Below are 21,324 nucleotides of genomic sequence, written 5' to 3' on the forward strand. Positions count from 1 at the left end.
AGTTAGTGGTACTTGCTCCGTACAAGGATAGCTTAAGTAATAAAAATCTTAAGTGAATATCGGTTATACTTTGTCCGGAGCTGATTACCAGAAATAGCCGATGCCGGAATATAATAAATTAAAGTGAATTTTAAAATTAGTATATATTTTCACTGGATAGTTACGTCCATTTTAGAGTCTATTATTCTGGATGTATATCTTTATTTTGTTATGTTTAATTTAAGGCATCTTATCTGGTAATTAAGTGCGCTTTTGTGTTTGATGTTTTTTGTCATACTCAATTTTATTAGCGTGTGATTTTAGCTGCGGATGGCATAGCCATACCGCGGCTTTTTAATTTTATTTTATACAATTTTATGTTGTTAAAATTTAATTAATATTGAGTTATAGTTTTGTATTTCTTATTGAGAATTACAAAGTTATAAAGGGGAATGAGTTTTCTTGAATTTGTTCCTTTTCAATAGATATGCAAGTTGAATTTTCATTTTCAGCTTGTATACCTATAAAAGACCGCAGGTGTTTTTACTTTGCGGTCTTTTTGTTTTACAAAAAAATATTATAAAAAATGGAGGAGAAAAATATGAGCTTATTAGTATTTGAAAACATTATGAAAGAGTATAAGAATCAAGTTGTGTTAAAGGAGGTTAATTTAAGAATTGAAAGAGGAGAAAGAGTAGCACTTATAGGAGCAAATGGATCAGGAAAAACAACGCTACTTCGGATAGCAACTGGGCAAGAAAACTGTGATAGTGGAAAGGTATTTGTAGCGAAAAATATAAGAATGGCATATTTGTCACAAGACATGTTTGAAATAAGAGATGAAGAGCAAGGAAACACAGCATTACATTATGAAAAAGTTATACAACTTGAAAATAAAATGCGGATAATTGAAAAAGATATGGAGTCAGTAATTTATAACAGCGAAAAATATAACCGGCTAATGAATAGTTATTCTAATGTTTTATCAGAATATGATGCCATAGATGGATATATCATTGAGAAGAAGATTACCAAGATTTTAATGGGACTTGGATTAAGAAAAGAGGTTTTATCAATTCCTATAATTAATTTAAGCGGAGGAGAAAAGATGAGAGTGCTTATTGCAAGAATGCTATTAAAGGAACCAGATTTAATTATATTAGATGAACCAACTAATCATCTTGATATTAATGCATTAGAGTGGTTAGAAGAGTTTCTTGAAAAATTTGAAGGAGGAGTACTTTTTGTGTCCCATGACAGATATTTTTTAGAGGGTGTTTCAACAAGAATTGCTGAACTTCAAGAAGGAACTATAATAGAAAAAAGTTGCAGTTACTCGAATTTTATTGAGCAAAAAAATATTCTTAGAGCATATGCGTTGAAGGAACAAAAAGCTTTAAATTGGAAAATGAAAAATATAAATAGAGTAAATGATGAACTCAAAAAGAAGGGGAAAATCAGAGCTGCCAAAAGTAGGAACAAGACAGTTGTTCGTATCAATGAAGAACTTAAGAAAGATATACAAATTTTAAAAGAACGGGAACATCTTAAGAGAGATGATGGAATAAAACTAAAGTTTAAGGAATTAAAGAAGGTTAGTAAAGATATAGTGTGGGCAGAAGGATTAGTAAAATCATTTGGAGATGTTTCTTTATTTAATGGAGCTAACTTTCATATAAGAGGTGGAGAACGTATAGGAATAATTGGTGCCAATGGATGTGGTAAAACTACCTTGATTAGAATTATTTTAGGCGAAGATAATGATTATAAGGGTATTGTGAAAATTGGAGAATGGGTTAAATATTCATATTTAAGTCAGGATATTAATTTTCAGGATGAAGAGAGAACTATAGTGGAAGAAATATTGTTTAGGAAAGAAATGAATATGAATTTAATAAGAGAGCATCTAAGCCCTTTTAAATTTTATGGAGAGGACCTATATAAGAAAATAAAAGTTTTAAGTGGCGGAGAAAAGCTAAGGCTATATTTGTCTTGCATAATATTAGAAAATTCTGACTGTCTGATATTAGATGAACCAACTAATCATTTAGATATTCAGGCAAGAGAAGCTGTAGAAAATGCTATTTTGGAATTTAAAGGGACAGTTATTGCTATATCTCATGATAGGTATTATCTAAATAACTGTGTCAACAGAATATTAGAAGTTACATCAGAAGGTAAGATTATTTCTTATGACGGAAATTATGAATTTTATAAAAATAGTAAAAAGTTAAAGTTAGAAATTGAATTAAGGGATACTAAATCAGTGGGATCAAATAGTAAAAAACAAGGAAACATCAAAGCCCCCCCAAATTGTGTGGTAAAAAATAAGGATAATGCTACTAATACAGGGAATGTAGAAAATAAAATAATACAACTAGAAGAAAAAATCATTGAATTTGAGGAATCCTTTGATAAATCTACTCCTAGTGAAAAGTATAGTGAATATTCTATAATGCTTGAAGAGGTTAGTAAGTTATATAGTAATTTATAAAATAGATAGGAACTGCTTAAACTGAGCAGTTCTTTTTAATTTTGGGATGAGGTGAGATTATTAGGGAAATGTTTAATTGACCAATTTTGTATCATTTCTAATGCTGGGAAAAGGTCTTTGCCAATTTCTGTTAGTAGGAACTCTACTTTAGGTGGAACTTCTGGGTAAACTATTTTTAAAATTAAACCATCTCTTTGAAGTTCTTGTAATTTCTCATTAAGAACTTTCTGACTAACACCACAGGTTATTCTTTGAAGTTCTAAAAATCTCTTTGGACCATCACTTAGGTGGCATAAGATAACTGCTTTCCATTTGCCACGAATTAATTCCATTCCAAGATCTATATTACAAACGTATTTTTTACCATTATGTATGATCATTTATACACCTACCTATGAAAAATTTATGAAATAAAAGCATCATAAATAAGTATTATTATATACCATTGAATCTATAGTATCAATTTACTTAGAAATAAATTTGACGGAAATCATTGGAAATACAACAATTCATACCTTTAGGTAAGTTACCTTACCTAAAAGTGCATACTTGTTCTATATTTTTTTAGAGCGTATACTTTAAAATAGAAATGTGGTTAATTCAACAAAATAAGAAGGAGTGAATTTAAATGATAACTATAGTTGCAAAAAATTTAATAAAACAAGGTAAAGCAGAGGAATTTAAAGTTTTAGCGGAAAGACTTATAAATGAAAGCAGAAAAGAAAGTGGATGTATATCTTACAACTTATATGAGGATTCTAATAATTGTAATATATTGACTTTTATAGAAGAATGGGAAAATAAAGAAGCAATTAATCTTCATAATAACTCAGAACATTTTACTAGTATTGTTCCGAAATTTGGAGTGTTCAAGGAAAGCCAGTCAGAGGTTAACTTATATAAAAGGGTATAACATAATATTTGTGAACTTGTTCATAGATATGATTGCTTTAAATATAATTAGAAGGTAGGTAAAACTAATGAAAGTTGTAGCATTTAACGGAAGTCCAAATAAAGAAGGAAACACTTATCATGCAATAAAAATGGTTTTAAGTGAACTTGAAAAAGAAGGAATAGAAACGGAAATCATTCATGTAGGTAATAAGTCAATTAGAGGATGTATTGCTTGTAATCAATGTGCAAAAAATAAAAATGAGAAATGTGTGCTTCCTGGTGATGAGGTTAATGAGTGGATTCAAAAGTTGAAGAGCGCAGATGGGATAATTTTAGGCTCTCCTGTTCATTATTCATCCATGGGAGGAACAATGAAATCATTTTTAGATAGAGCTTTTTATGTGGCAGGTAATAATAATGGAATGTTAAGACATAAGGTTGGTGCATCCGTTGTTGCTGTAAGGCGAGCAGGTGGGATTCCAACTTTTAATCAGCTGAATAATTTTATTAATTATTCGGAAATGCTAATGCCAACTTCAAATTATTGGAATGTCGTTAATGGCACAAGCCCAGGAGAGGTATTGCAAGATGAAGAGGGTGTACAAATCATGAGAGTGCTCGGGAAGAATATGGCATGGCTTATGAAATTAGTTGAAAATGGAAAAGAAAATGTTAAAGCACCAGAAAGAGAAGATAAAATATTCATGAACTTTATTCGTTAATATTCTCTATAATTATTGAATATATTAACCAGTTATATAGTATTTTAAAAATGGAAAAGAACTGCCGAGGCTCAGCAGTTCTTTTCCATTTTGTTTAAGTAAGTTTCTAAATTATAGCATCTCGATAAAGGCAGCAATTCTTGTTTTAAGTTGACCTACATCATTTTGAGAATAATCTGTCTCTAAACTCATATATGGAGTATGCTTTTCTTCTTTCATAAATTTATTGATTGAGTAACTTTCCACACTATAAGTATGACAGGCCTGTAAAATTACATCTATTACACCATCTACTTTGTACTCATCTACTAAAGTCGAAAGAGAAGTTATTCTTCCATCATTAGGGCTCATACATGAACAAGGTATATTTAAATACTTTTTAGTAAGAGCGTCTATTGGATCTATATTTTCATCTACTAATTCTTGAGTTGCTTTTATTCCTGTGCAGTTTTCATAACAAACAACTACACCCTCATTTTCTTCTATGATTTTAATGATTTTATCTGTAGCTCCACCTAAAGGACACCCAGTAATTAATATCCTTTTTCTACTTTCACTTACTTTTTTATTGCCTTTTTCATAGTCTTCTTTTATATCTTGAGTAAACTTTGTAAGGGTTTTTATGTGGGCTTCTTTATCTGTTTTAAAGGTAGCACCATATAATACTTGAAGCATTTCAGTTCCAGTAATAGGGGGAGGGCACATTTTCCCTAGTTCATAAAAATCTATTAGTGCTTTTCTTTCTCTGTTTCTAAGATTAATGGCTTCCTTAAGTTTTTCCTGTGTGATTTCTACGTCAAATTCACTTTCTAATCTCTCTTTAAATAAAATCATTTCATTTTTCCAAGCATTAAAGGCAGCCTCACCCTTGTTAGTTTGGGGCAATTGCATTACGTGCATTGGTTTAATTTGTCCAAGATATTCATACATTTTTTTCTTTCCATCACAAGTAGTTTCTCCAACTATCATATCTGAGAAATAAAAATATGGACATTTATCTGTTAAACCAAAACCGTAGCTTGATTTAATAAGTGGACATAAATTTTTGGGAAGATGTTTTTCAGCTTCAGAAATAGGTTCATCACTCATACTACAAAGTGAAATAGGAATAGCACCTGCAGCCATAATAAGCTCCCAGGGACTGTATGTACAATAAGTTCCTACTATTTTTTTTCCGTCATCTTTTAAATTTTTTACATCAACAAACCCCTTTTGTCTTGCTTCATTGAATTCATTAAATATTTTAGGTAAATCATTCATAGTATGTAGACCTCCTTAAAACTCTAAAAATTATTCCATAACACTCTAATTATAGAATTTCCATATTATGAAGTCTAATAGGTTTTTCATATTGATTAGCTGTTGTCTATTTAAAATATCAATAAGTGGAATCTTATTGGCTTATATATGCGAATCGTACATTAATTTATAACATTAGAGATATCTATGGTGCACATTTTCAACAATTAATGTATAATGTAATTAAAATAATGATTAACAATACATAAAAGCTTGGGTGTAATGATGATTTTAGGAATAGTAGGTGATATTAAAGGAAATATTATATATTCACTTAAGGTTGAAAGTGCAAAACAAATTGCCTCAGTGATGATGATGGGAGATCCTGTTACGGAACTAGATGATATGGCACAAAGCGCTTTATCGGAGCTTTCAAATATGCTCACTGCAAATGCAAGCACTAATTTTGCGGAAAATGGAACAAATATCAATATTTCAACCCCAACATTAATGCATGGAAATGATTTTGAAGCAAAGATGAACACTGATCAAGTTTTATGTATTAGCATTGTTGTTGACAATATTCCAATTGAAATTAATATTGCATTTAATAAGTTTTAATAATAGATAAACCCTTCTTGAAATGGAAACGAATATATATATGTACTTAATATTATGTCCGATTATTAATAAAACCACCCTTTAGATAAAGATAGGCTAACCCTATCTTTTTTTTGCTTATAAGAAGATTTATGCTTATGATTACTAGCTATAGCAAATGATTTAAATAAATTACCATATATTATGCAGAAAAGAAATATATATCAAGTTTTTTTAAAATATTACGATAATTAAATAGTGGAAATAGTTAAAAAATATGAATATAAATGAGAAAAAAGACACTAAAGAGAAGGAGTGGTTTTAGGTGAAAAAAATAAGCACTAAAATAATAGCTTTAAATATTTTAGTTGTACTCCTAACCGCAATATTAATTGGGGGAGTGGCAGCCTATAGAATGTCAGTTCTAAGTAATAATACTATTACAACAATTGATACTACTGTTAGAAATGATTATGATGAAAAAATCAAAAGTGGAGTAGAAAATGTTATAACCATGCTAGAGGGTATTAATAAAAAATATAAAGCTGGAGAAATGACTTTAGAACAGGCTAAGAAACTTGGAGCAGATTTAACACGTGAAATGAAATATGGTGAAGGTGGGTATTTTTGGATAGATACCGTTGAAGGAGTAAATGTAGTTCTTCTTGGGGGTGTGTCCGAAGGAACAAACAGACTTGAGTTAAAGGATGTAAAAGGGAAATATCTAGTCAAAGAAATTATAGAAAATGGTTTAAAAGAAAAAGGCGGATATACAGATTATTGGTTTCCTAAAAAAGGGGAACAAACACCATTACCCAAAAGAGGATACAGTAAAGCCTTTAAAGACTTTAATTGGGTTATTGGTACAGGTAATTATGTGGACGATATAGATAAATTTATTTTAAGTGAAAAGACTGTTTTGAGCAAATCATTTGTTGAAAGTGTAATTTATTTTTCCATTTTAGTAATATTAGTTATAGGATTATCCGTAATCATTGCATTTTATTTTAGTAAAAAAATATCTAATCCTATTTTAATTATAAGTAAGCTAGTGGATAAGACCGCAAAACTGGATTTAGTTTATGATAAAAGTTATGAAAAGGTTTTAGACTATAAAGATGAAACAGGCATAATTGGAAAAGCGGTTGTTAATTTAAGAAGTGCACTTAGAGACATCACCATTAATTTACAAAACAATTCTCAAGAGGTTCTTCAATATTCAAAAGATATGACAATTGCTACAGATGAAACAGTACAATCTATAGAGGCGGTATCTGTAGCAATCGAGGAGCTAGCCAAGGGGGCGACAAATCAAGTGCAAGATGCTCAAAGTGGTGCAAGGGAACTTGCAGATCTTGCGGAAGAAATTAATACTGCTGTAAATAGTTCAGAGCTATTAAAAGATTATTCTAATGAGACCAAATTAGTAAATGCAGAGGGACTACAATCTATGAAGCTTCTTACTGAAAGATTTAAGGAAAGTAACAAATATAATGAAGAAGTAGTAGAAAATATATCTATGCTTGCAAATAAATCAAATTCTATCGGAGAGGTTATAAGCACTATACAGGCTGTAGCAGAGCAAACCAATCTTTTAGCTTTAAATGCTGCTATAGAAGCCGCTAGAGCTGGAGAAGCTGGAAGGGGATTTGCAGTAGTAGCTGAAGAAGTAAGGAAGCTTGCTGAAAAAACTGCAGAAGCCACTAATGAAATTACAGATATGATTGTGGAAATTCAAGGAGAGATTAGCAAAGTTACATTGAATATAAATAAGGGAGCAACTATAAATAAAGAAGCAAACCTATCTATGGAGCTATCACAAAAATCTTTTAATGTTATAGAAAAAGCTATTGCTAACATGATTTCTCAAATAGATACCTTGGGTTCTAATATCAATAATGTAGATAAAAATAAAGAGAGGGTATTACAAGCTATAGAAGGAATGTCAGCAATATCAGAACAATCTGCGGCTTCAACCCAGGAAATATCTGCATCTATGGAAGAACAGACTAGTACTATGGAAGAAATATCAAATACTTCAGAAAATCTTGAGAAGATTGTAGCTAAATTGGATGAGATAGTACAGAAGTTCAAACTTTAATATATAAAATTTCAAATATAAAAAGTTTAGAATAAAAATTGTCCTTGGTGGTTAATATAATCCTAGAAAGGGGAGTTTTTAATGCCAAATAAAGCTACAAAAATGAATATACAACATGATTTAAATAAGAGACATAATAAACCCGGAATTGTGGATGCTGAAGATGAACCAGTTAATAATAAGCCAATAAAAGATGCTAAAAAAACATTCCGTTAAAAAAAAGAGCCTAGGGCTCTTTTTTTATTGTAAAATCATTTATTTTCATATTCGTTAGTAATCTTATTTCCTCTAAAACCATAATTAGTAGAGACTCTTCGTCCAATGCTAGTGATTTTACCTGTTATGCAACCCCTACAATGGGCAGGAGTATCACCGGTACATATTTTCCCAGGATATAGTGCATACTGTTTTCTATATTCACCTTCTGTAACATTGGGCATAACAACATTGGCACCACTTTGCAAGGCCATAAGTCTTCCGTTTTTATTTAAGGACTCCATAGCCGTTGTTGCAGGTATATTAATGTCTGGTAGGAGCAAACGGGTTATAGCCATAACCTTAAGTGCCATAGTCAACTCCTTACCCTTAGCATTTGAAAGAGGTGTGTCTTCATTTGGAATAAAAGGTCCTATGCCTAACATGTCAGCATCAATTTCTTTGAAAAATAATATGTCATCCGCATAGGATTCTATAGTTTGGTTTGGAAGTCCAACCATAACACCTGTTCCAACTTCAAAACCTAATTCTCTTAACATTTTCAAGCAATTCAGTCTGGTTTGGTGGCTCATGCCTGGATCTAGTTCTTCATATAGGTCTTTGTCTGTTGTTTCAATTCTAAGAAGATATCTATCAGCACCAGCATCCCTAAAAGCTTTATATTCATCATAAGTTTTTTCGCCTATACTTAAAGTTAGGGCTAAATCTAAATCTTTTATTCCTTTTATTATTCTAACAATTCTATCACTTGTGTAATAATCATCTTCTCCACCTTGAAGCACTATGGTTTTATAACCAAAGGACTTAGCCTTAGTAGCAAAGTCTAAAATTTGTTCTTCTGTTAATCTGTACCTAATTATCTTTTTATTATCACGGCGAAGTCCACAGTAAAGACAATTCCTTTTGCATATATTAGTAAATTCAATAAGACCTCTAAGATGGACTTCATCACCTAAATATTTGTTTCTAACTTCATCCGCCGCGTTAAATAGTTCTTGGTCGACATCATTGCTTATTAAAAGAGAGATGATTTCTTCTTTGTTTAATATATGTTCTGTTTTTGCCTTATTTATGATTTCTAATAATTTCATTATTATGGTACCCCCTAGTATTTCTCTGAGGGAAATAAAAGTTATGAACTCTTATTTCCTTTCTGTTATCCGGAGTAAAAAACAATTAACAATTGTTTTTCCTCTAAGGTATAGTGTTAAGACTATCATAATATTATTAAAAATATATGTAAAGATAAATAAAAAAAATTTATAATATATTAGTGAATTTAAGTATATACTAATAAAGTACATTAGTGAATAATTATTATTGACTTATGTGAGGAAAAATGTTATTATCAAGGTATAGATTAATTGCATACGATTCAAGTTATAGGAATAAGAATAAAGGAGAGATCATTTATGAATAAAGTTGAAATTTATACAAGTAATAGTTGTGGATATTGTCATATGGCTAAGGAGTTTTTTAACGAAAACAATATTGATTTTATAGAGCATAATATTTCTGAAGATCCTGAAGCAAAAAAAGCACTTATAAAAAAGGGATACAGAGGAGTGCCAGTAATAGATATAAACGGAGAAGAAATGGTTGGCTTTGATAAGGAAAAAGTGGTTGCGCTATTAAAATTATAAAAAAAATAAAAATAGATTTTTTAAAAAGAAAGCAATGGATAGTTTTAACTATTAGCTTTCTTTTTATTTTATAGTAAATTATATAACGATTATAGATAGATTTCATGAATAAAATTAGTGGGGTGTTGTTGTGAAATGTCATCAAACATTAATAAACCAATAAAAAAAACATTAATAAACCAATAAAAAACATTAATAAACCAATAAAAACGTTGACATGTACAATGTTAACTGATAGAATACAAAGAGTAGTCACTTGGTGACGAATAAACATTTTAAATTGGTCTTTGAAAATTAAACAGAGAAATAGGTAAAATAGCGAAATAATATTTCGTTAGACCAGTTAATTACTTTAGATAAAAAAGTAATTTTAGTCGTAAGACTAAAAAGTATGTAATGAGCTTGCTAACCAGCTTAACAGTTGGCGCAGATTATTCATTTCAAATAAAAAGTGTAAACTTTTAAATTGAGAGTTTGATCCTGGCTCAGGACGAACGCTGGCGGCGTGCCTAACACATGCAAGTCGAGCGATGAAACCCTTCGGGGTGGATTAGCGGCGGACGGGTGAGTAACACGTGGGTAACCTGCCTCAAAGAGGGGAATAGCCTCCCGAAAGGGAGATTAATACCGCATAATATGTTTTGGTCGCATGATTGAGACATCAAAGGATTCTCTTTAGAGTTTCCACTTTGAGATGGACCCGCGGCGCATTAGCTAGTTGGTGAGGTAACGGCCCACCAAGGCAACGATGCGTAGCCGACCTGAGAGGGTGATCGGCCACATTGGAACTGAGACACGGTCCAGACTCCTACGGGAGGCAGCAGTGGGGAATATTGCGCAATGGGGGAAACCCTGACGCAGCAACGCCGCGTGAATGATGAAGGCCTTCGGGTTGTAAAGTTCTGTCTTCTGGGACGATAATGACGGTACCAGAGGAGGAAGCCACGGCTAACTACGTGCCAGCAGCCGCGGTAATACGTAGGTGGCAAGCGTTGTCCGGATTTACTGGGCGTAAAGGATGCGTAGGCGGACATTTAAGTCAGATGTGAAATACCCGAGCTTAACTTGGGTGCTGCATTTGAAACTGGGTGTCTAGAGTGCAGGAGAGGTAAGTGGAATTCCTAGTGTAGCGGTGAAATGCGTAGAGATTAGGAAGAACACCAGTGGCGAAGGCGACTTACTGGACTGTAACTGACGCTGAGGCATGAAAGCGTGGGGAGCAAACAGGATTAGATACCCTGGTAGTCCACGCCGTAAACGATGAATACTAGGTGTCGGGGGTCGAACCTCGGTGCCGCAGTTAACACAATAAGTATTCCGCCTGGGGAGTACGATCGCAAGATTAAAACTCAAAGGAATTGACGGGGGCCCGCACAAGCAGCGGAGCATGTGGTTTAATTCGAAGCAACGCGAAGAACCTTACCTAGACTTGACATCCCCTGCATAACCCAGAGATGGGCGAAGTCCTTCGGGACAGGGTGACAGGTGGTGCATGGTTGTCGTCAGCTCGTGTCGTGAGATGTTGGGTTAAGTCCCGCAACGAGCGCAACCCTTATCATTAGTTGCTACCATTAAGTTGAGCACTCTAGTGAGACTGCCCGGGTTAACCGGGAGGAAGGTGGGGATGACGTCAAATCATCATGCCCCTTATGTCTAGGGCTACACACGTGCTACAATGGTGAGTACAAAGAGATGCAAGACCGCAAGGTGGAGCCAAACTCAAAAACTCATCCCAGTTCGGATTGTAGGCTGCAACTCGCCTACATGAAGCCGGAGTTGCTAGTAATCGCGAATCAGCATGTCGCGGTGAATACGTTCCCGGGCCTTGTACACACCGCCCGTCACACCATGAGAGTTGGTAACACCCGAAGTCCGTGAGGTAACCGTAAGGAGCCAGCGGCCGAAGGTGGGATTGATGATTGGGGTGAAGTCGTAACAAGGTAGCCGTAGGAGAACCTGCGGCTGGATCACCTCCTTTCTAGGGAGTAGATGCAAAGACCTCGGTCAATGCAAAACATCTACTGTAATTACTCGTAACCTATTCTCTGTTTAATTTTGAGAGACTAATAGTCTGAAAAATAAAATGACCAATTAATAACACTGAGCAGTGTTATTAATTGGTCATTTTATTTTTTTTGATTATCTTATTAATATTTTGTTATAATTTTTATAGAATGTGTCACCTGATTTAACTTTATATGAAGCAGCATATAAAGAGCTGCTACTAACTAAAGCTAAGGATAAAGCTAACAGAGTAGTTTTAAAATTTAATTTAATAAGAACGAGTCCTCATTCATAAGCCTGCGAGGTGAGTTGACGGATTCGGGTTAAAGGCACCCTGCTATAAATAAGAGATTCACCCCATAAGAAATCCCCCGTTCTCTATTTAGGAGATTCGGCAATGTAATATCTAAATTATAACATAAAACGACAAATTAATCTATGCTAAGAAATGGTTATATTGGGAACATATGAATAATTGGTTTTTATGTAAAATATGTGCTATAATATGTTATTTTATAAGATTAATCGAATACGATTTTGATTTCAAATATATAAATTTAAATTTGGTAAGGATGGTGTTTATGCAGTACGATGATTTAAAATTAAGTAATCATCTTTGTTTTAAAATTTACTCAGTATCTAAGGCTATGACTAGATTATATAAACCAATACTCCATAGTTTAAATTTAACTTATCCACAATATCTGGTTATGTTAATTCTATGGGAACATGAAAAGATATCATTTAAGAGTATGAGTAATAATTTAAAGATGAAAACAGGAACTTTAACTCCAATACTGAACAAATTAGAAAGTCAGGGACAGTTATGCAGAATAAAGGATGAAAAGGATGATAGAAAGGTTTATATTCACATTACTACAAAAGGTAAAGAACTTAAGGAGGAAGCTTCTAATGTTCCAAATGAAATAACTCGCACTACACAAGTTACAATGGAGGAGTATTTGGAGTATATGAAGGAATTTGATGCCTTATTGAAAAAAATAGATAAAATTGAGAACTATAGGTACTAATAAAGAAGTCAAAGGGTTACAAATAATTAAATTTAAATATGATAAAGGAGATGTAAACATGAAAATTCTAACTGGAGTAATAGGTGTAATGGGAGCTATTGTGATTTATATGGTGGTAAAAAACAATTTAACTCCAAATAATTTAGGGGTAACTAACGGAAAGTTAGCCCAAATGCCCAATAAACCAAATGCAGTCTCATCACAAACAGAAGAAAAAGATAAGAAAGTTGAACCACTTGAGTTTAAAGGAAATTTAAATGATTCAAAGCAGCAGATGATTAAAGTTATTGAAAACTATGGAAATGCTAAGATAGTTAAAAATGATACAAATTATATATATGTAGTTTTTACAACTGGAATAATGAAATATCATGACGATGTAGAATTTTACTTTGATGAAAGCAAAAAACTTATCCAAATTAGATCAGCTTCAAGGATTGGATATTCTGATATGGGGCTAAATAGAGAGAGGTATAACAAGTTAAGAGAATTATATTATAAATAAAATTTCAAGGAAGGATATATATATTTTTTCTAATGTTGGTAATACTATAAGAGTAACAAGTTAAAGCATATAATAGTTCCTTTCTGCCAAGAGTAATTAAGTGGAGGCGTTATTTTGGATAATGAAAATAATAGAGAAGTAAGAAAAGAAAAGCAAAAGGTTAGCAAAAAAACTTTTATAAGTGAGGTTCAGGAATTTAAAAAACCAGAAGATTATGAAGATGCTTTTAAAAAATATTATCCTAAGCAAAAATAAAATCCTTAAAAAATATATATAAGATTTTATGAAATATTGCCCTCACATAAAAAGTGAGGGTTTTATTATTTTAAAAAATAAATTAATTAAATTAAACTAAGTGAACAAATTTGAAAAATACGAAAGAGTTATTTGACATTAGCTGTAATTTTTTTATTAATAATTAATAAATTTACTCTTAAGAGCTGGGTTAGTTAGGATAAGTTTATGCAGGAAGAATCCCAAAAATGAATTAAGTGCTGAAGTAGGAAGAACTATAGATACAAATAGTATTAAAAATGGCGCTGGCAAACCAAATAGAATAAGGGCTGAACCTAGAAAAATGCTTCCACTTATTATAGTTCCAAGAAAATAAATACCTGTTAACTTAAGAGGAGAATCTGCTTTTGAGTTTTTATATATGACATATACAACCATTGAGGTTATTATCTTATCTATAATATTAGGTAATTGCCCACCAGGAAATGAGGTTGATAAGGCACATAAAACACCTGCTACGATTCCTGTAATAAAGGCGATTTTAAAATCTTTGGTTAAAATTATGGATAAGATCATAAATACTAATAAAAAATCTGGTTTTATTCCGAGGAATATACCTGGTGTAATTTGATGCAATATAAGACCTATTGCAAGGAATAGAGAAGTCATTACTATTTTATTTGTTTTCATAAAAATTAGCTCCTTTTCAAAATAATTTAGATGTATTGGTTTTGTTATTTTTCTAAGTGCAAGTATCTTTCAGTACATCAAATTAACCACCACCTTTCAGTTTATTTTTTAAAATAAAAAAAACCCCCGCCCTGTATTAGGGCGAAGGATATTCGCTGTACCACCTAAATTATGCTACAAAAAAAACGTGCATATTTAATCTTCAAGCACTAAAATGCTCTAGCCCTTTTAACAGTGGGCGTCCGGTAACTACTACTCTCAAAATCTGATTTCGGGTTACTTCTAGCAGGTCCATTCACTAAAGTTATCAATACTGAGATCACACTGTCCTCAGCTCTCTGAAATTGCATGGCTTTAACTACTCTTCCTGTTCAACGAATTTATAATATAAGAATGATTGTAGCATTAAAATAATTAAATGTAAATAGTATTTTTTATCTATTATTATTAATAATGTCAATTAAAATATTCATTCGCTCATGAATGTCTAGCTTTATGTTATCACGCTTATAATGAAAATCATTTGAATCTAATAAATAACTATGAGTTATACCAAAAAGTTTTTTGTTTTCCAAGATTCCTTTTGTAAGCATTTCTGACAGCTTTTCAATACTAAAGTACTCCAATCTTAACTCCTCATTTTCATTTTCTGCGTAAACTGGTAAAGAGGTTAAAACATTTTCGGTTACTTTGTACTCAGGTCTGTAAATATTATGAGATTCATACTTTATGGGGGATATTTCAAATAATATTTTTTCAGTATTATCATCTATTGAAAAATATCCTCCTCTGAAAGCTTCAATTGGCTCAATTCCTAATTTCAAAATATATTCGTAGCATTGTTTTATTATTAGCTTTTGTTCATCATAAGAGTACTTAGCTATTAAATCTTCATCCTTTTTTATGAAGGGGAAAAGCTTTTCTATAGAGTCCGGTAAATTATTCGGATGAATATGAAGGCCAAATATAACTTTGTAATTTTTCTTTATCTTTTCTATTAAATCTAACTCATTCATCATTTTAGCAAAAAATGGAGTTATAAATAAAAGGGTATATATGTTGTTGTCAGAATTCAATTTTAATAGTTTTTCTAAGTTTAGTACATTATTTTTTAAATTCTTATCAAAATTATATCCTTCACAATCAATAGTTAAAATAAAATCAAAATTAGTTTTTTTAATATAATTATCTAAAAAATATTTCATAAATCGAACAACTCCTAATATAACATTGCTAATTTACAATTTGCATTGTATAATCAAACTGTAGCAAGTAACAACTTAATTATACAATGCAAATTGTTACTTGTCAAAAGTTAGCAATAATCAGGGTTACACTATTCCTAATAGAATTTAAAGAAAAACAATCTCAAGTTCTATTCACTTCAAAAAAATCTTTTATTTTTACATCTAATTTTCAAAGATAGAAAAAGTTTAAAATTAAATAACTTATTGAAGCTATCAATTGATAGCTATTTTATTCACGAAACAAATAGGGGGAGGATGATATTATTGAAAACTATGGGTTTTCCAAGAATGCATAAAGAAATAAACGAGAAAAGAGATTTTTTGCCATCTTTTTTTGATACACTTAAAACTGAAAGAGTACAAATATTTCTTGAACAAGGATATGGTTCTGCTTTAGGTTATACACAAGAAGATTATTCAAATAATAACAAAAAAATACAATTTGTAACTAAAAAAGAATGTTATGAAAAAGATATAGTTGTTGTTTTAAGGTCACCAGAGTTTGAAGAAATTGAGTATATGAAAGAAGGAAGTACACTACTTAGTATGCTTCATTATGCAACTAGAGCAACTAGAGTTGAAAAGCTTAAAGAAAAGAGCATATTTGCAGTTTCTATGGATTCTATTAGAAATGATTTTCTTGAAAGAATGGTTGTAAATTATGAAGGAACTTCTGAAAATGGAATTAATTTGGCATTTACTGAGCTGGTCAAAAATTATGAAAATATCTGTATTGAAGAAAGAAAACCTATAATTGTTAGTATCATGGGAATGGGCAGAGTTGGTTTAACCGCTGCAAGAATGGCAGGAAAATATGGGAATAACAAACTTAATGAAGCTATACTTCAAGAGAAAACTAGAGGAGTAATTGTTAAGATGCTACCTAGAAATATAACCCATGATAAAAAACAGATGATAAAAATCCTGAAAAAGACAGACATTTTAGTAGATGCAACTACCAGAGGTGATGCAACAAAATATGTTGTCAGTAATGAATTATTAGGATATTTAAAAGAGCATTCTATAATCTTAGATTTAACAGCAGATCCATATTTAATTACGGCTAGTTATGTTCAGATAAAGGCAGTAGAAGGTATACCCCATGGAACATTAGATAAAAATGTTATTTACCCTAGTGATGAGGAGTATAGCACGGTGCCAAAGTGTTTACAAACACAAAATCGTAGAACAGTAGTAAGCTGTAATGCTTGGCCGGGGGTTACACCAGAGGCTTGCATGGATTTATATGGAAAACAGCTTATATATATTGTACAAAATCTTATAGGGTATTCTGTTGAAGATTTTGATTTAAGTAATAGTGATTATTTTAATAGGGCAATATACCGAGGGACAATTGAATGTTTTGAAAAAATCACAGATGACTATGGCAATGAAATGGTAAATATAGTAATATAAGATATTAGAAAATGTAAAATTCTATGCATCAGGCTATTAGAAAAAATTCTAATAAACTGGTGTTTTTTAGTGGAAAAGAATAATTTTTACGTTTATAATTAATTTAAAGTTATGGAATTAGGGGGGATGTTTATGTTGGGTACAATTGTAAACTCGTTATCAATATTAGTTGGGGGACTAGTAGGGTCACTATTTAAGAATAAAATTTCCAATGCATACAATGAGACGATTATGAAAGCGTTAGGACTATCTGTAATTCTTATTGGTTTAAAGAGTGCACTTCAGGTGAATAACATACTTCTATTAATTATTTGCCTTACATTAGGAACATTAATTGGTGAAATAATGAAAATTGAAAAGGGTATAGAAAATATCGGAGCCTTTCTAGAGCGAAGATTCTCAAAGCAAAAGGGCTTATCCAATGGATTTGTAACAGCTAGTCTGGTATATTGTGTAGGCGCAATGGCCATAATGGGCTCTTTAGAAAGTGGTCTTACTAATAATCATAGTATACTTTACGCTAAATCACTACTAGATGGTATATCTGCAATTATTTTTTCATCTTCTTTAGGAATAGGAGTATGTTTTTCGGCTATTTCAGTTTTTATATATCAAGGTATCATAACTTTAACCGCTTCACTTATGAAACAATTTTTGATAGCTTCTGTAGTAAATGAAATGTCTGCTATTGGGGGACTACTTATTGTAGCAATTGGCGCAAACATGCTGGATATTAAAAGAATAAAAGTTGGCAACATGCTTCCGGCTATTTTTATGCCTCTTTTATATTACATAATAAAAACCATTATTGGGTTTTAAATCAAGGAGTTTTTGATTCTTATGTGTATTTAAATGATAGATTAGAAGATGTTCTAGGGTAAGTTTGGACAAATCAGTTAAAAAATCTTATTATATGTATAAATGAAGTAGGAGCTAAATAATTAATTATTTAGCTCCTACTTCATTTATAGTAGATACATACGAAAAACACCATCAGAATATACTATCCCTCTACGAAAAACTCATCTTCATCACTATAGGGCATCTCTTTTTTACCAAGCAAACTGATAACCGCACCAGTAAGTTGTCCACATATGAAAGCTACACCTACAGTAACAAATATTCCGAGTAGCTGAATTTCAGCATTTCCAGTTATAAATATTGCCACTACGCCGCCAAGGATTCCAGGCATTCCATGTAAATTGTTAATTCCACAGGTATCAGTTCCCTTTATAAGCTTTTGAAGTTTAGGGGCAATGATACTGTAGCCAACTACACTAAGCGCTCCTGCAGCGATGCCTATAAGCATAGCATATCCAGGTGTTGTCATATCACAAGTAGAACCAATTGCCACTCCACCAGCAAGGGCAGCATTTGCTATATCTTCTATTTCTAGTTTTCCTCTGATTATCTTTGAGAATATGTATGTTGCGAGTGTTGCACCACATAGTGCAAAAATAGTGTTTATTGCAGTTAATACAACTCTTTCTGGAGCTACTATTGCACTTGTAAAGGATGGCCAGAAAAGCCATAATATCATACTTCCAAGTAGACAAAGCTGATTAGAACTTTTATTATTTTCACAAATAACATCATCTTTAAATTTAGAAAAGGTATTTGCTACAACCCCAAGTCCAAAGTAGGCACCAAAAGCATGTATAACAATTGAACCACCAGTATCAAGAAAGCCTTTAAATATACCGCTTTCAAGTACAAGCCATTCATTAAATATGTAAGCTGGTACAAATAATAATCCCATTATAATATATTGATCCATTTTTAAACGTCCAAGAGGAGCACCAATTGCTATAAGCAAACTTGCAGCAGCAAATTCTGCAAAAATAAGAGTATCAATGCTTATAGTTGACATAGAAAAACCTTCTCCACCAAAACTCTTTATGATCATATACATTGGGATAGCTATACTTACTACAAGAAATGTTGCAGTAATTGAAGTATAGCCGTGATTTCTTATGAAAACCATAAGGAAACCAAAACCAACAAGTAGCATTGCTAAAATATGAATAGAACGCTCATATTTTAACGTATCAAAAATGGTACTATTTTGCAGGGTTGTTTGATGAACTGTGCTACTTTCAGCATTAATTGCTGACATACTAGTTGACACGTTGTGATTTATGCTGGGTATTAAAATGAGTGCAGCACCTATAAAAAACAACAATAAAAATATTAATAAACCTTTGTTTACATTGGTTTTAGGAGCGATCTTAACCCCTTCTTTTGTAGATAATTGAGCCATTATTTTCCCCCTATTAATATGTTTTTATGAAGTTATAAATGTTTTTATTTTAAAGAATAATTTATATGCATATAAATTAGAAAAATTGAGACAAAAATGTCACTACTGTGACACGTTTGTCTCACCGAGGTATAATAACATTTTTCTTCTTATAAGAAAAGTATGATTTAAGCCCTTAAGGCGATGAAAACGTTTAAATATTGTCGAATTAGGAGATAAGCATTTGTTTTCTTAGAATTGTTAAATTTACATATTTTCCAGTTGTTTTTTCTTGAAATTAGGATTATAATATTTATTAACATTAAAATAATGGTTTCATATTCTAAACTAAACAATTAAAATAATAAAAGCTGTGATGAGAACCAGTAGTAAAACAGTTTCTTTTACAGAGAGCTCCCCTAGCTGAGAAGGAGCAAAGAATAGTATTATGAATACATCTCTGAGCTGCACACCAAATCCACTGAAGATTTATCTTTATGTGGTAGTAGGCTGTTGCCGGAATCCTTGCATCCGTTAAAGTGCTATAGTATAAGCGCATATTTGTGCCGTACTTTAAGAGGTTAATGTGGTAACATATTAATAAATTGGGGTGGTAACACGGGATTTTACTCTCGTCCTCTAGATTTTCTAGAGGATGGGAGTTTTTTGTTTTTTGAAATTATAAAAAATAGGAGGAATTAAAATGATTAATATTAATGAACAAATCAAAATTATATCCAAAGGCACAACTGAGATAATAGACCAAGAGGAGTTAAGGCAAAAACTTATTAAAGCAGGCGAGAGTAATAAGCAGCTTATAGTGAAGCTTGGACTAGACCCCACCGCACCAGATATTCATTTAGGACATACGGTAGTATTAAGAAAGGCGAGGCAAATACAGGATTTAGGCCATAAGGTTATTATAATTATTGGAGATTTCACTGGGATGATAGGGGATCCCTCAGGAAGATCAAAAACTCGAAAGGAGCTAACTCAAGATGAAGTATTGTTAAATGCTGAAACTTATAAAAAACAAATGTTTAAAATACTAGATCCAGATAAAACAGAGGTTAAATTTAATAGTGAGTGGTTATCAAAATTGAATTTTAAAGATGTTATTACATTAGCTTCAAAATACACAGTAACCAGGATGCTGGAAAGAGAGGACTTTAAAAATAGGTACAAAGCACAGCAATCAATTGCAATTCATGAATTTATGTACCCTTTAATGCAGGGATATGATTCCATAGCAATAAAAGCGGATATTGAACTTGGTGGAACAGACCAACGGTTTAATATTTTAATGGGAAGAACCCTTCAAAAGGAATATGGCGAAGATAAACAAATTTCAATATTCATGCCTCTTTTAGAGGGAACAGATGGAGCCTTAAAGATGAGCAAAAGTCTTGGAAACTATATTGGAATAGATGAGAACTGTAATGATATGTATAGTAAAGTTATGTCCATTCCAGATGAATTAATTATAAAATACTACGATTTGGCTACTGATATTCATCCAGATGAAATACAAGAAATTGCAAGACAATTAGAAAGTGGTAAAATTAATCCAAGGGATATAAAGATGAAACTTTCTAAGGAAATTGTTAAATTATATCATGGGAGGGTAGCGTCTGAGGGGGCCCAGGAGTACTTTAAAACAGTATTTCAAAATAAAGATATCCCAGATGATATTAAAGAAATAGTGATTATAAAGAACTCTACCATAAATGAACAAAGTACTATTTTAAAAATAATTACTGACATGGGGTTCGCTAAAAGCAATAGGGAAGCAAGACGTCTTGTTGAGCAAGGAGCAGTGAAAATAAATGGAGAAAAAATCTCCATAGATAACGTACTTGATTTAAGTGACGGAGATGTAATACAATGTGGTAAAAGAAATTTTGTGAAAATTATTATGGTTAATTAAGGACCGCCATTGAGGGTGGTCCTTACCTTTTTAAAAGCTAAATCATTTAAAAAAGTGGGTACGCAGGAAATATATACCTCTAGACTAAATAATAGGACATATGCTACAATACATGTACAATACGTGTACAAAGTATGTACAAA

Annotated in this window: 19 protein-coding genes, 1 rRNA gene, 1 riboswitch and 2 other annotated features; of the genes, 14 read left to right on the top strand and 6 right to left on the bottom strand. The window is 31.8% G+C overall.

Going from position 1 to position 21,324, the window contains the following annotated elements:
• Window positions 1-580: 580 nt before the first annotated feature.
• On the top strand, window positions 581-2,473 hold the full coding sequence (gene abc-f, locus G9F72_RS12715; protein WP_164957343.1) for a ribosomal protection-like ABC-F family protein: 1,893 nt from the start codon (window positions 581-583) through the stop codon (window positions 2,471-2,473).
• Between the two features lie 35 nt (window positions 2,474-2,508).
• Here abc-f and G9F72_RS12720 read toward each other — a convergent pair whose 3' ends face one another.
• Window positions 2,509-2,853, bottom strand: a complete 345-nt coding sequence (locus G9F72_RS12720) for a winged helix-turn-helix transcriptional regulator (protein WP_164957342.1) — start codon at window positions 2,851-2,853, stop codon at window positions 2,509-2,511.
• 248 nt (window positions 2,854-3,101) lie between these two features.
• Here G9F72_RS12720 and G9F72_RS12725 point away from each other — a divergent pair, with 248 nt between their 5' ends.
• Together G9F72_RS12725 and G9F72_RS12730 are read left to right on the top strand one after the other, a co-directional pair.
• Window positions 3,102-3,386: a putative quinol monooxygenase gene (locus tag G9F72_RS12725; RefSeq protein ID WP_164957341.1), complete on the top strand. Its 285-nt coding sequence runs from the start codon at window positions 3,102-3,104 to the stop codon at window positions 3,384-3,386.
• Between the two features lie 67 nt (window positions 3,387-3,453).
• Window positions 3,454-4,089 carry a flavodoxin family protein gene (locus tag G9F72_RS12730; protein ID WP_164957340.1) on the top strand — a complete coding sequence of 212 codons (636 nt, stop codon included), beginning with the start codon at window positions 3,454-3,456 and terminating at the stop codon, window positions 4,087-4,089.
• A gap of 111 nt (window positions 4,090-4,200) precedes the next feature.
• Here G9F72_RS12730 and G9F72_RS12735 read toward each other — a convergent pair whose 3' ends face one another.
• Window positions 4,201-5,349: a double-cubane-cluster-containing anaerobic reductase gene (locus G9F72_RS12735; protein WP_164957339.1), complete on the bottom strand. Its 1,149-nt coding sequence runs from the start codon at window positions 5,347-5,349 to the stop codon at window positions 4,201-4,203.
• Window positions 5,350-5,610: 261 nt separating this feature from the next.
• Between G9F72_RS12735 and G9F72_RS12740 the strand changes: the two genes are divergently transcribed.
• From G9F72_RS12740 to G9F72_RS27095, 3 genes are all read left to right on the top strand, one after another.
• Entirely contained in the window at window positions 5,611-5,949 is a 339-nt protein-coding gene (locus tag G9F72_RS12740) for a chemotaxis protein CheX (RefSeq protein WP_164957338.1), read from the top strand.
• 304 nt (window positions 5,950-6,253) lie between these two features.
• On the top strand, window positions 6,254-8,029 hold the full coding sequence (locus G9F72_RS12745; protein ID WP_164957337.1) for a methyl-accepting chemotaxis protein: 1,776 nt from the start codon (window positions 6,254-6,256) through the stop codon (window positions 8,027-8,029).
• Window positions 8,030-8,110: 81 nt separating this feature from the next.
• Window positions 8,111-8,245, top strand: a complete 135-nt coding sequence (locus G9F72_RS27095; RefSeq protein ID WP_263486896.1) for a hypothetical protein — start codon at window positions 8,111-8,113, stop codon at window positions 8,243-8,245.
• A gap of 35 nt (window positions 8,246-8,280) precedes the next feature.
• On the opposite strand, the gene hydE is transcribed toward G9F72_RS27095, so the two are convergent.
• A complete protein-coding gene (gene hydE, locus G9F72_RS12750; protein ID WP_164957336.1) occupies window positions 8,281-9,336 on the bottom strand; it encodes a [FeFe] hydrogenase H-cluster radical SAM maturase HydE in 1,056 nt (351 codons plus the stop codon).
• A 321-nt stretch (window positions 9,337-9,657) separates the two neighbouring features.
• On the opposite strand from hydE, the gene G9F72_RS12755 reads away from it, so the two are divergent.
• The 5 genes from G9F72_RS12755 to G9F72_RS12775 all read left to right on the top strand — a co-directional run bounded on the left by G9F72_RS12755 (window position 9,658) and on the right by G9F72_RS12775 (window position 13,683).
• Entirely contained in the window at window positions 9,658-9,888 is a 231-nt protein-coding gene (locus G9F72_RS12755) for a glutaredoxin family protein (RefSeq protein ID WP_164957335.1), read from the top strand.
• 462 nt (window positions 9,889-10,350) lie between these two features.
• Window positions 10,351-11,866, top strand: a 16S ribosomal RNA gene (locus G9F72_RS12760).
• A 305-nt stretch (window positions 11,867-12,171) separates the two neighbouring features.
• Window positions 12,172-12,299, bottom strand: a riboswitch (cyclic di-AMP (ydaO/yuaA leader).
• 174 nt (window positions 12,300-12,473) lie between these two features.
• Window positions 12,474-12,923: a MarR family winged helix-turn-helix transcriptional regulator gene (locus G9F72_RS12765; protein ID WP_164958756.1), complete on the top strand. Its 450-nt coding sequence runs from the start codon at window positions 12,474-12,476 to the stop codon at window positions 12,921-12,923.
• Between the two features lie 58 nt (window positions 12,924-12,981).
• Window positions 12,982-13,428 (top strand): DUF1499 domain-containing protein, encoded by a 447-nt coding sequence (locus G9F72_RS12770; protein ID WP_164958755.1) that lies wholly within the window; start codon window positions 12,982-12,984, stop codon window positions 13,426-13,428.
• Between the two features lie 114 nt (window positions 13,429-13,542).
• On the top strand, window positions 13,543-13,683 hold the full coding sequence (locus tag G9F72_RS12775) for a hypothetical protein (protein ID WP_164958754.1): 141 nt from the start codon (window positions 13,543-13,545) through the stop codon (window positions 13,681-13,683).
• Between the two features lie 156 nt (window positions 13,684-13,839).
• Here G9F72_RS12775 and G9F72_RS12780 read toward each other — a convergent pair whose 3' ends face one another.
• Together G9F72_RS12780 and G9F72_RS12785 are read right to left on the bottom strand one after the other, a co-directional pair.
• Window positions 13,840-14,352, bottom strand: a complete 513-nt coding sequence (locus G9F72_RS12780; protein ID WP_164958753.1) for a tryptophan transporter — start codon at window positions 14,350-14,352, stop codon at window positions 13,840-13,842.
• Window positions 14,353-14,486: 134 nt separating this feature from the next.
• Window positions 14,487-14,736, bottom strand: a binding site (T-box leader).
• A gap of 50 nt (window positions 14,737-14,786) precedes the next feature.
• Complete coding sequence (locus G9F72_RS12785; RefSeq protein WP_164958752.1) at window positions 14,787-15,557, bottom strand: hypothetical protein; 771 nt, start codon at window positions 15,555-15,557, stop codon at window positions 14,787-14,789.
• A 315-nt stretch (window positions 15,558-15,872) separates the two neighbouring features.
• On the opposite strand from G9F72_RS12785, the gene G9F72_RS12790 reads away from it, so the two are divergent.
• The gene (locus G9F72_RS12790) at window positions 15,873-17,015 is read left to right on the top strand and encodes an alanine dehydrogenase (protein ID WP_224676287.1); all 1,143 of its coding nucleotides are present in this window, start codon (window positions 15,873-15,875) and stop codon (window positions 17,013-17,015) included.
• Window positions 17,016-17,147: 132 nt separating this feature from the next.
• The gene (locus G9F72_RS12795) at window positions 17,148-17,834 is read left to right on the top strand and encodes a DUF554 domain-containing protein (RefSeq protein ID WP_164958750.1); all 687 of its coding nucleotides are present in this window, start codon (window positions 17,148-17,150) and stop codon (window positions 17,832-17,834) included.
• A gap of 184 nt (window positions 17,835-18,018) precedes the next feature.
• Here G9F72_RS12795 and G9F72_RS12800 read toward each other — a convergent pair whose 3' ends face one another.
• Window positions 18,019-19,275, bottom strand: coding sequence for an ammonium transporter (locus G9F72_RS12800; protein WP_164958749.1), 1,257 nt, complete (start codon window positions 19,273-19,275; stop codon window positions 18,019-18,021).
• 343 nt (window positions 19,276-19,618) lie between these two features.
• Window positions 19,619-19,897: a binding site (T-box leader), on the top strand.
• 60 nt (window positions 19,898-19,957) lie between these two features.
• On the opposite strand from G9F72_RS12800, the gene tyrS reads away from it, so the two are divergent.
• Window positions 19,958-21,181, top strand: a complete 1,224-nt coding sequence (gene tyrS / locus G9F72_RS12805; RefSeq protein ID WP_164958748.1) for a tyrosine--tRNA ligase — start codon at window positions 19,958-19,960, stop codon at window positions 21,179-21,181.
• Window positions 21,182-21,324 lie beyond the last annotated feature (143 nt).

Origin of the sequence: Clostridium estertheticum (genome assembly GCF_011065935.2) — a bacterium.
Classification (GTDB): domain Bacteria; phylum Bacillota; class Clostridia; order Clostridiales; family Clostridiaceae; genus Clostridium_AD; species Clostridium_AD estertheticum_A.